Here is a 12,792-nt window from a genome sequence, read left to right on the forward strand (position 1 = left end):
ATTAGGTTTCTTTTTTGTGATAAAATAATAAATAATTTAAAATTAAGTAAAGATGCAAGAAGGCACAGTAAAATTTTTCAACAATTCAAAAGGATTCGGATTTATTAAATCATCAGAAACAGGAGAAGATATTTTTGTTCATAATTCTGGTTTAACAGACGATATTAGAGAAGATGACAAAGTACAGTTTAATACTGAACAAGGAAGAAAAGGATTAAATGCTATAGACGTACAAGTTATAGACTAATTCTAAATATTTTATCTTCTAAAAGATAAATTATAATAAAAAAGACCGTTTTTAAACGGTCTTTTTTTATACTAAGAACTTAAACATTTATTGTTTTATACTATTCCAAATATCTAAATACATTTTCCAATCTCCATTTATTTTTTTCCAAACAATTACATATTTCCCTTTCCAATTAGATTCTGATCCATCTGGTCTTAAAGTTATTCCTTCATAATATCCATAATCATAAGCTTCATCACCAATAATTTTTATTTCTTCAGGTTTAATTTTATGATATTTTGTTTTAAACCCTTTTGGAAGAACCCAATAATTAATAATTGCTTCCTTACCTTTAAGAATCTCTTTATTATTAGGAAAAATCTTGGCATCTTCAGTGTATGCTAAGCCTATAGATTTATAATCAGAATTCATTACAGAAACAGAGAATGATTTAATATTTGAAAGTATCTTATCAATATCTTTTTGATTGCCAATAAATGTCTGTGAACATAAAGAAGAAGAAAAAAAGAGAAAAAGTAAAAAAGAATATATTTTCATGTTTTTTTAATTGAAGGTTTTATTGATTCTAAAAACTAAATTAATAATTATATAACTCTGATTTAAATATAATTATTTTAAAAATAGGATTTATTTACCCAATCTCAGTTTATGAGTTTAAAAATAAAACGATTTTAAAAATATTTAGACATCGTATTTTTAAACCTTTTAATTTATTAAATATCAATTAGTTAATTGTATAGCTTTAAGCTGAATATAGTGTTGTACAATCTTAAATTTATATCCTTTTAAAGTTTCCAATTATTTTTGATAGTTGTTTAGTAATAAAACCAAAGAAATGGCAAAAACATTATTTGATAAAGTATGGGATTCTCATGTAGTAAGAAGTATAGAAGATGGACCAGATGTATTTTTTATTGATCGTCATTTTATTCACGAAGTAACAAGTCCAGTCGCTTTTTTAGGATTAGAAAGTAGAGGTAATAGTGTTGTTTATCCAGAACGTACTTTTGCTACAGCAGATCATAACACACCAACAATAAATCAACATTTACCAGTAGCAGATCCATTATCTGCAAATCAATTAAATGCGTTAGAAAGAAATGCTGCTAAATATGGTATTTCTCACTGGGGTTTAGGTGATAAAAACAATGGTATTGTACATGTAGTTGGTCCAGAAAACGGAATTACTTTACCTGGAGCTACTATTGTTTGTGGAGATTCACATACATCTACTCATGGTGCTTTTGGAGCTATAGCTTTTGGTATTGGTACTTCAGAGGTGGAAATGGTTTTATCTACGCAATGTATTATGCAACCAAAACCTAAAAAAATGCGTATTAACGTAAATGGAAAACTTGGTGCAGGAGTAACACCAAAAGATGTTGCATTATATATTATTGCTCAGCAAACTACTTCTGGTGCAACAGGATATTTTGTAGAATATGCTGGTGATGTTTTCGAAGATATGACTATGGAAGGAAGAATGACCGTTTGTAATTTATCTATAGAAATGGGTGCTAGAGGAGGAATGATTGCACCAGATGCAAAAACATTTGATTATATAAAAGGGCGTTCTCAAACTCCTAAAGGAGAAGATTGGAATAAAGCCATGAAATATTGGGAAACTTTATACACAGAAGAAGGTGCAGAATTTGATGCTGAATTTAATTATAATGCTTCAGATATAGAGCCAATGATTACCTATGGTACAAACCCAGGTATGGGAATTGGTGTTACAAAATCTATCCCAAATGCAGCATCTGTAGAAGGTGGTGTTGAAACTTATAAAAAATCTTTGGGTTACATGTCTTTTAATGAAGGTGAAGCCATGATTGGTAAACAAATAGATTTTGTATTCTTAGGTTCTTGTACAAATGGAAGAATAGAAGATTTTAGAGCATTTTGCTCAATAGTAGAAGGTCGTAAAAAAGCAGAACATGTTACAGCTTGGTTAGTGCCTGGTTCTCATAAAGTTGTAGATCAAATAAAAGCAGAAGGCTTAGATAAAATTATAGCTAATGCTGGTTTCGAACTTAGAGAACCAGGTTGTTCTGCATGTTTAGCTATGAATGATGATAAAATTCCAGCAGGAAAGTTATCAGTATCTACATCAAATAGAAATTTTGAAGGTCGTCAAGGACCTGGTTCTAGAACTTTATTAGCTAGTCCATTAGTTGCTGCTGCTTCTGCTGTAGAAGGGGTAGTTACAGATCCTAGAACATTATTACAAACTGCTTAAAATTAAGAAAATGGCTTACGATAAATTTAATGTATTAACAAGTACAGCTTATCCATTACCAACAGAAAATGTAGATACAGATCAAATTATTCCTGCTCGTTTTTTAAAAGCAACAGAGCGTAAAGATTTTGATATAAACTTTTTTCGTGATTGGAGATTTAATCAAGATGGAACACCAAAACCAGATTTTCCTTTAAATAAAGAAATTTATGCGGGTTCTAAAATTTTAGTAGGAGGTAGAAATTTTGGTTCAGGTTCTTCTAGAGAACATGCAGCTTGGTCTGTTTATGATTTTGGTTTAAGATGTGTTATTTCATCAGCTTTTGCAGATATATTTAAAAATAATTGTTTAAACATTGGTGTTTTGCCAGTTCAAGTTTCTGCATTGTTTGCAGACAAATTATTTGATGCCATTTTTGCTGACCCAAAAACTGAAATTAAGGTAGATTTACCAAATCAAACAGTAACTCTTTTATCAACAGGAGAATCTGAAACTTTTGAGATTAATAGTTACAAAAAAGATAATATGTTAAATGGTTTTGATGATATTGATTATTTAAAAAATATCGAAAATGAAATCGCTGCTTTTGCAGAAACAAGACCTTTTTAAAAATCCATTTTTTAAGTTTGATTTATGTCTGTAAGAAGCATTGAAATAATGGATACTACTTTACGTGATGGAGAACAAACATCAGGTGTATCATTTACAGTTTCAGAAAAATTAACTATTGCAAAACTTTTATTAGAAGAATTAAAAGTAGATCGTATAGAAATTGCATCTGCTCGTGTTTCTTTGGGTGAATTAGAAGCTGTTCAAAAAATAACTTCTTGGGCAAAAGAGCAAAATTTACTAGATAAAATAGAAGTCTTAACCTTTGTTGATGGAGGTAAATCTATAGATTGGATGTTAGATGCAGGAGCAAAAGTTCAGAATTTACTAACAAAAGGATCTTTAAATCATTTAAAATATCAACTTAAAAAAACACCTGAAGATCATTTTTCTGACATAAAGGCAACTATAGATTTAGCAACTAAAAACGGAATTAAAACAAACGTTTATTTAGAAGATTGGTCTAATGGAATGCGAAATTCTAAGGACTATGTCTTTCAGTTTTTAGATTTTTTAACAAATCAAAAAGTAGAAAGAATTTTATTACCAGATACTTTAGGAATTTTAACCCCAGATGAAACACATGATTTTATTTCTGAAGTAAGAAGTAAATATCCAAATCTTCATATCGATTTTCATGGACATAATGATTATGATCTTGGTGTTGCTAATGTTTTAGAGTCTGTAAAAGCTGGTGTTAATGGCTTGCATTTAACGATTAATGGAATGGGTGAGCGTGCAGGAAATGCACCAATGGCAAGTGTAGTTGCAGTTATTAATGACTTTTTAAATGATGTAAAAATTAATGTAAACGAAACTGCTTTAAATAAAGTAAGTAAGTTAGTAGAAACTTTTTCAGGTTTTAGAATTCCAGTAAATAAACCAGTTGTAGGTGCAAATGTATTTACGCAAACAGCAGGCATTCATGCAGATGGAGATAACAAAAACAACTTATATTTTAATGATTTAATGCCAGAACGTTTTGGGAGAAAACGTAAATATGCATTAGGTAAAACATCAGGTAAGGCAAATATTCAAAAGAATTTACAAGATTTAGGGTTAAGTTTAAATGATGAAGATTTAAAAAAAGTAACTCAAAGAATTATTGAGTTAGGAGATAAAAAAGAAGTTGTTTCTCAAGATGATCTACCTTATATTATTTCTGATGTATTAAGTAGTGATAAAATTGAAAGAAGAGTTATTGTAGAGAATTATGTATTGGGTCATGCAAGAGGTATGAAACCTTCAACTACTTTACAATTAAGAGTAGAAGGTGTATTATATGAAGCTCATGCACAGGGAGATGGACAATATGATGCATTTATGAACGCTCTAAAGAAATTATATAAAACGCATAGTAAAAAAGACTTACCAAAGTTAATAGATTATGCTGTTAGAATTCCACCTGGGAGTAATTCTGATGCTTTATGTGAAACGATTATCACTTGGAAAAAAGAAAAAAAAGAATTTATAACACGTGGTTTAGATTCAGATCAAACAGTATCTGCTATTAAAGCCACAGAAAAGATGTTGAATATTATATAATAGCTTTTAGCATTTAGCTAAATGCCAAGAGACAAAAGCAAAACAAAAAAATGAAATTAAATATAGCCTTATTAGCAGGAGATGGTATTGGACCAGAAGTCATAGAACAAGCTGTAAAAGTATCTGATGCTGTTGCAAAAAAATTTAATCATGAAATTAATTGGAGACCAGCCTTAACAGGTGCTGCTGCTATTGATGCTGTTGGTGAGCCTTATCCTGATGAAACACATGAAATTTGTGCTTCTTCAGATGCTGTTTTATTTGGTGCTATTGGTCATCCACGTTTTGATAATGATCCATCTGCAAAGGTTCGTCCAGAACAAGGATTATTAAAAATGCGTAAAAAATTAGGTTTATTTGCTAATGTTAGACCAACATTTACATTTCCTTCTTTATTAGATAAATCTCCTTTAAAAAGAGAAAGAATAGAAGGTACAGATTTAGTTTTTTTACGTGAATTAACAGGAGGAATTTACTTTGGAGAAAAGGGTAGAAGAGAAGAAGGAGAAATTGCTTATGATAACTGTGTTTACACTAGAGCTGAAGTTCAAAGATTGGCTAAAAAAGGATTTGAATTAGCCATGACACGTTCTAAAAAATTATGTTGTGTAGATAAAGCCAATGTTTTAGAGACTTCAAGATTATGGAGAGAAACTGTACAAGCAATGGAAAAAGATTATCCAGAAGTTGAGGTGTCTTATGAGTTTGTTGATGCAGTTGCAATGCGTTTAGTTCAGTGGCCAAATAGTTATGATGTTTTAATAACAGAAAATTTATTTGGAGATATTTTAACTGATGAAGCTTCTGTAATTTCTGGTTCTATGGGTTTAATGCCTAGTGCGTCTTTGGGTTCAAAAATTGGCTTATTTGAGCCTATACATGGTTCTTATCCACAAGCAACAGGTTTAAATATTGCAAATCCAATGGCTACAGTTTTATCTGCAGCTATGATGTTCGAAAACTTTGGTTTACATACAGAAGGAAAAGCTATAAGAGAAGCAGTAAACAAAGCTTTAAATGAAGGTATTGTTACAGAAGATTTAGCTGATGGTGGAAAATCTTATGGTACTTCTGAAGTGGGAGATTGGTTAGCTAATAATATTTAGTTTTAGAAAATATATATAAAATTAAAAGCTCTCAAAATATGAGAGCTTTTTTTATGTATTCTTAGTTACTCTATGTATTTGGTCTAGTAAATCTTCTGGATTAAAAGGTTTAAATATAAAACCATTCATTCCTGAAGCAGAAATTTTATCTTTAACTTCCATAAAAACAGAGGCTGATAATGCTAAAATGGGTAGTTCTTTGTTAAATTTTCGAATTTCTTTTGTAGCTGTATAACCATCCATAACTGGCATTTGAATGTCCATTAAAACTACATCATAATCTTTTTCTTTTATTTTTTCTACAGCAGACATGCCATCGTTTGCAACATCAACAATAAGTTTTGCTTTTTCTAATATTTGTTGACCAACCATAACATTTATTAAGTTGTCTTCTACTAATAAAACTTTAATGCCTTCTAAGTTATTCTTTCTCTTTTTGGTCTTTTTTTCAAGTTCTTGTTCTGGCACAACTTTTAAATCCAAAATAAAATAAAAAGTACTTCCTTCTCCAATTTCACTTTCAACTTTAATTTCTGAATCCATTGTTTCAACAATACTTTTTACAATTGGCAAACCTAAACCAGTACCTCCATATATTCTAGAAGTAGTATTAGATGCTTGACTAAATGCTTCCCAAATGGTTTGTTGCTTGTCTTCTTCTATTCCAATTCCAGTATCTGTAACCTGAGTTAAAATTTCAACATTGTCATCATATGCAAAATACTTTTTGATTTTTAAGGTTACTTTACCCTTGTCTGTAAATTTTATAGCATTAGAAACTAAATTATTTACAATTTGATTATACCTAACAATATCTAACATTACTATAGGAATATCATCATCTACATCAAGTTTCATCTCAATTCCTTTTCTTAAACAAGAAGCTTCATGTATTTTTTTAATTTGTTTCACAGCTAAAGAAAGGTCTGTAGGAATAGGGTCTAACTCAATATTAGTTGACTGCATTTTGCTAAAATCTAATACATTATTAAGAAGATTTAAGAGTATTTTTCCTGAATAACTAAGTGCATTAATATTTTCTAATTGATCTTTTCTGGGCTCATTATCAGCTAAAATATGAGATAGACCAATGATGGCATTTAATGGAGTTCTTATCTCATGACTCATTGTACTTAAAAACTGTGATTTGGCTTCAGAGGCCTCTAGTGCTTCAACTCTTTTTTTGCGGATGTTAGAGAAATATCTCATATTAAGTAAACAGAAATAAATCAACTGAAAAATAACTAGAAAAATAGTACTTGCTATAGAAATTGGGTATATATATTCAGAAGCAGAAATTTTGTCTAATTTTCTTACTGTAAATAAATCAAAATCTGTTAAATAGAGAATTGTCCAAAAAAGTAATGGTAATAGGGTAAATATAAACACCAAATATTTTTCTCTTCTAAACGAGAATAAAATAAAAGGTAAGCCAATATTAAACATGTATACAAACTCTACACTGCCTTCTCTACCAACATAAGAGGCAATAACTGCTAACCCTATATTACTAGTAAGTAAATAAATAACCCTTGACCAATTAAGAATTTCTTTTAAAGCTAAATATGCTGCAAAAACATAAGCTAAAGTATTAAGAGCGTTATAATCTCTTAACCAAATAAAACCAAATTGATGAGATAAAATGGTACAAAATATGGCAAAACCTATATTAATTAATGTTAAAACAAACATTAACCTTACTCTTCTTTTAGAAAAGGCTTCTTTTATTTGCATATTAGTTTTGGTTTCTGTTTGTTTCTAATGCTTTATCTATTTCAAATAGCAAATCATCTGGATTAAAAGGTTTAAATATAAAACCATCCATTCCACAAGCTTCAATTCTATCTTTAACCTCCATAAAAACAGAAGCAGATAATGCAATTACAGGAATGTCTTTATTAAACTTTCTAATTTCGCTTGTAGCTGTATAGCCATCCATAATTGGCATTTGTATATCCATTATAACAAGATCAAAATTGGATTTTTTAACGGCTTTAACTGCAGCTAAACCATCTTGAACTTCGCTAACTTTAAGACCAGCTTTTGTTAAAATTTGTTTAGCAACCATAGAATTGATTAAGTTGTCTTCTACTATAAGAATTTTTTTCCCTTTAAATTTATATTCTTTTTTTTCAGATATAGTTTCTATTTCTTTTTCTGAAGTTGTTTTAAGACTTATTGTAAAATAAAACTTACTTCCTTTACCAACTTCACTTTCAATAAAAACATCAGATTTCATTGCTTTTATTATACTTTTTACAATAGGTAATCCTAAGCCAGTGCCACCATAAAGACGGTTTGTGGAGTTAGATGCTTGTGTAAAAGCATCCCATATGGTTTTTTGTTTGTCTTCTGGTATTCCAATACCAGTATCAGCTACTTCAGTGTAGATTTCTACAAAACCATTAGATTCTTTTTTCTTTTTTATAATTAAATGTACACTTCCTTTATTGGTAAATTTTATAGCGTTTGAAACTAAATTATTTAAAACTTGATTAAACCTTACAATATCTAAGTTTACAATAGGAATATCTTCATCTATTTCAAGATGCATAGAGATTCCTTTTTTTATACAATTTACCTCATGTATTTTTTTTATTTGTTTTACTGCTAGAGATAAGTCTGTAGGAATATTATCAAGTTCAATTTCTTTAGATTGCATTTTACTGAAATCTAAAACATTGTTTAGTAGATTTAATAAAATCTTACCTGAGTAATTTAAAGCATTTATGTTTTCTTTTTGATCTTCTCTTGGTGTATTATCAGCTAAAATATGAGATAAACCAATTACAGCATTTAAAGGAGTTCTAATTTCATGACTCATTGTGCTTAAAAACTGAGATTTTGCATTAGATGCATCTATTGCTTCATCTTTTTTAATATGAACTGTAGTAGAATGTATTGAATTTAAATATGAAAAATAAAACAATTGAAATGTAACCAATGATAAAGTTGTAACAATTGAAATTGGATAAACTACATCTTTTGCAATTAAAATATCTAATTTTGAATTAGTTATAAGATTAAAATCTGTGATATATAGCATTACCCAAAGTAGTATAGATAATAAAGAAAAAGAAAACATATAATGTGTTTCGCTTTTAAAAGAAAATATCATGTAGGGGAGTGCTAAAGCATACATTAACATAAATTCTACTCCACCATATTTACCCACATAAGATGCAGTAACTACAATAGCTATATTAAGTGTAAAGAAATAAATAAATCTTGGAGCTCTAAGTTTTCCTTTTTTTGCAATTAAAGCAGCAATCAAAAATATTGATATGGTGAAAAAATGAAAGTAAATTAAATCAGGAACGTTTAAAAAGTATGCAATAATAGCTACTAATAGAGCTATACCCGCTGTTATCAGAGATAGGGTATATATAATTTGAACACGTCTTAGGGAGAAATCAGACATAGTTTATTAGGATATAAACTTAAATATACAAAATAAATTTTTAAAATCGTATACTAATTATTGAGTAAATTTTTCAATTTGATTTAAAAGGTCTTGAGGTTTAAACGGTTTAAAGATAAAACCATCTATTTTAGAATCTTCTAAGTCGTTTTTAGATTGCATGTAAACAGAAGCAGATAAGGCAATAATTGGGATGTCTTTATCAAACTCTCTAATTTTTTTTGTTGCCTGATATCCATCTAAAATTGGCATTTGTATGTCCATTAATATTATATCATAATCATTATTTTTTGCTTTATGAACAGCCATTAAACCATCTAGAGCTATGTCTACCTTAAGATTAGCTTTTTCTAATATTTGTACACCAACCATTACATTTATTTCATTGTCTTCAACTAATAAAACTTTAATGCCTTCAAAATTAAAATCTTTTACCTCTGTAGTTTTCTTTAATTCTTCTTTAGTTGCAATAGGTAAATCTAAAGTAAAATAAAATCGACTACCTTTTCCTTTTGTACTATCTATTTTTATGTCTGCCCCCATTCTGTTAACTATACTTTTAACTATTGGTAAGCCTAATCCAGTACCTCCATAAAGTCTATTTGTATCAGTAGAAGCTTGTGAAAATGCTTCCCAAATGGTTTCATGTTTATCTGCAGGAATTCCAATACCAGTATCAATAACCTCAGTTAAAAGGGTTACATTTTTATTGGTTTGTTTTTCTTTTGTAATTCTTAAAGTTACACTACCTTTTTCTGTAAATTTAATAGCATTTGTGACCAAATTATTTATTACTTGATTAAACCTAACAATATCTAACCAAACAAAAGGTATAGTTTTATCTACATCTAAAACCATATCAATACCTTTTTTTATACAAGATGCTTCATGAACTTTTTTAATTTGTTTTATGGCTGCTAATAAGTCTAAAGGTGTATTATCTAATTCAATTTCATCTTTTTGCATTTTACTAAAATCTAACACATTGTTCAGTAGATTTAATAAAATTTTTCCTGAATAATTTAATGCTTCAATATTTTGAATTTGATCTTCTTTTGGATTATTGTCTCCTAAAATATGAGATAATCCTATTACAGCATTTAGTGGAGTTCTAATTTCATGACTCATTGTACTTAAAAACTGAGATTTTGCATTGGATGCTTCTATTGCTTTTGTCTTTTTTTCTTGCACAGATTTGTTAAAACCAGCATTTATATATGAAAAATAGATTAATTGAAATACAATCAATAACAAAGTAAATGTCATTGAAAAAGGATATATATTGTTCTTTGCAAATTCTGGATCTAACTGCTCTACACCAAAAAAATTAAAGTTATATATGTATAATAATGTTAATAATAATACTGGTAAAAATGCATATAATAAAACCCAAATTTTTTCTCTTCTAATAGAAAAAAAAGTAAAAGGAATACCCAAAGCATAGAGTAAAAAGAATTCTATACTTGCGTTTTTACCTACATAAGAAGCAACAATGGCAACACTTAAATTAAAATTTAATATAAATAATGATCTAGCAATTTTTACATTTCCTTTTTTAGTTAGAATTGAAGAAACTAAAAATAAAAAAGAACTAAACCCAACTATATAAGCTAAAGATTTAAAACCAGTATAATAAAAAACAACAGCAAAGATGAGTGCAGAAAAAATATTTACAAGAGAACTTATGTAAATAACTTTTCTTCGTCTTTTAGAGAATTGTAATCTGTTTTTATTTTTTGATTTCATTTATTTGATTAAAAAATCTTTTACATTAGATAATAAATTATTGGGAGTAAATGGTTTATAGATAAAACCATTCATGCCACAATCAGAAATTTTATCTTTAACTTCAGAAAAAACCTCAGCAGAAAGAGCTAAAATGGGTACTTCAGAATTAAATTTTCGTATTTCTTTAGTTGCTTTATAACCATCCATAACAGGCATGTTTATATCCATTAAAACAATGTCATAATTTTCTTCTTTTAATTTGTCTACTGCTTGTTGCCCATTAATAACTGATTCTACTTTTAAATTAGATTTTATTAGTATTTGTTTACCAACCATTACATTTATTGGGTTATCTTCTACTAATAATAGTTTTTCTCCATTAAACTTTATTTCTTTAGCTGAATTCACAATCTTTTCTTCTTTAGCAACATCAAGTTTTAATTTAAAATAAAAACGACTTCCTTTACCTACTTTACTTCGTAAAATAATTTTAGAACCCATTACTTCTATAATACTTTTTACAATTGGTAAGCCTAAACCTGTACCACCATAAATTCTTGTAGTAGAAGTTGAAGCTTGTGTAAAAGGTTCCCATATTTTTTTTTGTTTACTTTTTGGAATACCAATACCAGTATCTGTTACTTCTGTATGTACATTTACTTTGCCATCTATTTGTAAACCTTTTTTTATGTTTAAATTTACTCTGCCTTTCTCTGTAAATTTAATAGCATTGTTTAACAGGTTTGTAATTACTTGATTAAAACGAACTATATCTAACATTACAATAGGTATTTTATCATCTATATTAACGTTAAGTTGAATCCCTTTTTTAATACATTGTGGTTCGTATATTTTTTTTAATTGTCTAAATGCATTTTTTAAATCTGTAGGAATGTTGTCTAATTCAATTTTAGTTGATTGCATTTTGCTAAAATCCAATACATTATTTAATAAGTTCAATAATATTTTTCCAGAATAATTTAAGGCCTCAATATTATCTACTTGATCTTTTCTAGGTTCATTATCTTTTAAAATATAAGAAAGTCCAATAATTGCATTTAAGGGAGTTCTAATCTCATGACTCATAGTACTTAGAAACTTAGATTTTGCTTCTGAAGCATCTATAGCTTCTTGTCTTTTAGAGTAGATTCCAGAATAATAAGTAAGATTTAAATTAGAGAATGAAAACAGCTGAATAATTACCATAGTTGCTGTAGATAACAAGGAAATAGGATATACATATTTTAATGCAAAAGCCTCATCTAAATGATTATCTGTAAAAAGTTTAAAGTCTGTAGCACTAGTTAAAATCCATAAAAAACCTGCTAAGCAAGAAAATACAACAACGCTATATTTTTCATCTTTAAAAGAAAATAAAATAAAAGGTAAACCTATAGCATACATAAATAAATATTCTACACTACCAACTTGACCAACATACGAAGCAGTAATTGTAATGCTGAAGTTTAACAGAATAAAGAATAAAATTCTAGTATACTTTACTAATCCTTTTTTTGCAACATAAGCTCCTAAAAAATAGAGTAGTGCAGAAATAAAATGAACATAAACTAAAACTGTAACATCTGCTAAATATATCATTACATCTATAAAATAATAGATAGCTGCTGTTGCCAAAGAAAAAATAACATGGAAGAGACAGAGTAAATAAATTACTCTAAATCGTCTTTTTGTAGTAATATACTTTTTGTTTTCTTTCATTAACAAATAATTAATATTGAAAACTTTAAGTAAGAGTTATCTTTTTTATGGGGGAATAACTTCATAACCTTGTTTGATTATTTTGATGTATCAAAATTTCACATCAATTTAGTAAAAAATAAATTATTATAAACAAAAAACTCTCCAAATTTGGAGAGTTTTTTGTTTAAATCT

At 28.2% G+C, this 12,792-nt stretch carries 10 protein-coding genes; 5 read left to right on the forward strand and 5 right to left on the reverse strand.

Annotation, left to right across the window (positions count from 1 at the left end):
* The first annotated feature begins 52 nt into the window (after positions 1 to 52).
* Positions 53 to 247 (forward strand): cold-shock protein, encoded by a 195-nt coding sequence (locus ACFOWD_RS09025; RefSeq protein WP_298993650.1) that lies wholly within the window; start codon positions 53 to 55, stop codon positions 245 to 247.
* 87 nt (positions 248 to 334) lie between these two features.
* Here ACFOWD_RS09025 and ACFOWD_RS09030 read toward each other — a convergent pair whose 3' ends face one another.
* Positions 335 to 787, reverse strand: coding sequence for a YybH family protein (locus ACFOWD_RS09030; protein WP_377409930.1), 453 nt, complete (start codon positions 785 to 787; stop codon positions 335 to 337).
* A 298-nt stretch (positions 788 to 1,085) separates the two neighbouring features.
* Here ACFOWD_RS09030 and leuC point away from each other — a divergent pair, with 298 nt between their 5' ends.
* From leuC to leuB, 4 genes are read left to right on the forward strand one after another with little or no spacing between them, the layout of a single operon-like run.
* Positions 1,086 to 2,489, forward strand: coding sequence for a 3-isopropylmalate dehydratase large subunit (leuC, locus tag ACFOWD_RS09035; protein WP_377409932.1), 1,404 nt, complete (start codon positions 1,086 to 1,088; stop codon positions 2,487 to 2,489).
* Between the two features lie 10 nt (positions 2,490 to 2,499).
* On the forward strand, positions 2,500 to 3,099 hold the full coding sequence (gene leuD, locus ACFOWD_RS09040; RefSeq protein ID WP_377409934.1) for a 3-isopropylmalate dehydratase small subunit: 600 nt from the start codon (positions 2,500 to 2,502) through the stop codon (positions 3,097 to 3,099).
* A 24-nt stretch (positions 3,100 to 3,123) separates the two neighbouring features.
* Complete coding sequence (locus ACFOWD_RS09045) at positions 3,124 to 4,644, forward strand: alpha-isopropylmalate synthase regulatory domain-containing protein (protein WP_377409935.1); 1,521 nt, start codon at positions 3,124 to 3,126, stop codon at positions 4,642 to 4,644.
* 50 nt (positions 4,645 to 4,694) lie between these two features.
* Entirely contained in the window at positions 4,695 to 5,750 is a 1,056-nt protein-coding gene (gene leuB / locus ACFOWD_RS09050) for a 3-isopropylmalate dehydrogenase (protein WP_377409937.1), read from the forward strand.
* A 51-nt stretch (positions 5,751 to 5,801) separates the two neighbouring features.
* Here the strand turns inward: leuB and ACFOWD_RS09055 are convergent, their stop codons facing one another.
* Genes ACFOWD_RS09055 through ACFOWD_RS09070 form a run of 4 tightly spaced genes read right to left on the reverse strand, consistent with a single transcriptional unit; the run spans position 5,802 to position 12,618 of the window.
* On the reverse strand, positions 5,802 to 7,484 hold the full coding sequence (locus ACFOWD_RS09055; protein WP_377409939.1) for an ATP-binding protein: 1,683 nt from the start codon (positions 7,482 to 7,484) through the stop codon (positions 5,802 to 5,804).
* Between the two features lies 1 nt (position 7,485).
* Complete coding sequence (locus ACFOWD_RS09060) at positions 7,486 to 9,171, reverse strand: response regulator (protein ID WP_377409941.1); 1,686 nt, start codon at positions 9,169 to 9,171, stop codon at positions 7,486 to 7,488.
* A 57-nt stretch (positions 9,172 to 9,228) separates the two neighbouring features.
* Positions 9,229 to 10,917 carry an ATP-binding protein gene (locus tag ACFOWD_RS09065; protein ID WP_377409943.1) on the reverse strand — a complete coding sequence of 563 codons (1,689 nt, stop codon included), beginning with the start codon at positions 10,915 to 10,917 and terminating at the stop codon, positions 9,229 to 9,231.
* Positions 10,918 to 12,618: an ATP-binding protein gene (locus ACFOWD_RS09070; protein ID WP_377409945.1), complete on the reverse strand. Its 1,701-nt coding sequence runs from the start codon at positions 12,616 to 12,618 to the stop codon at positions 10,918 to 10,920.
* Positions 12,619 to 12,792 lie beyond the last annotated feature (174 nt).

Source organism: Polaribacter marinivivus, from assembly GCF_042651285.1.
Lineage (GTDB): Bacteria > Bacteroidota > Bacteroidia > Flavobacteriales > Flavobacteriaceae > Polaribacter > Polaribacter marinivivus.

Coding starts and splice junctions, on each gene's coding strand:
- ACFOWD_RS09025 (WP_298993650.1), top strand. CDS start 53: ATGCAAGAAGGCACAGTAAAATTTTTCAACAATTCAAAAGGATTCGGA.
- ACFOWD_RS09030 (WP_377409930.1), bottom strand. CDS start 787: ATGAAAATATATTCTTTTTTACTTTTTCTCTTTTTTTCTTCTTCTTTA.
- leuC (WP_377409932.1), top strand. CDS start 1,086: ATGGCAAAAACATTATTTGATAAAGTATGGGATTCTCATGTAGTAAGA.
- leuD (WP_377409934.1), top strand. CDS start 2,500: ATGGCTTACGATAAATTTAATGTATTAACAAGTACAGCTTATCCATTA.
- ACFOWD_RS09045 (WP_377409935.1), top strand. CDS start 3,124: ATGTCTGTAAGAAGCATTGAAATAATGGATACTACTTTACGTGATGGA.
- leuB (WP_377409937.1), top strand. CDS start 4,695: ATGAAATTAAATATAGCCTTATTAGCAGGAGATGGTATTGGACCAGAA.
- ACFOWD_RS09055 (WP_377409939.1), bottom strand. CDS start 7,484: ATGCAAATAAAAGAAGCCTTTTCTAAAAGAAGAGTAAGGTTAATGTTT.
- ACFOWD_RS09060 (WP_377409941.1), bottom strand. CDS start 9,171: ATGTCTGATTTCTCCCTAAGACGTGTTCAAATTATATATACCCTATCT.
- ACFOWD_RS09065 (WP_377409943.1), bottom strand. CDS start 10,917: ATGAAATCAAAAAATAAAAACAGATTACAATTCTCTAAAAGACGAAGA.
- ACFOWD_RS09070 (WP_377409945.1), bottom strand. CDS start 12,618: ATGAAAGAAAACAAAAAGTATATTACTACAAAAAGACGATTTAGAGTA.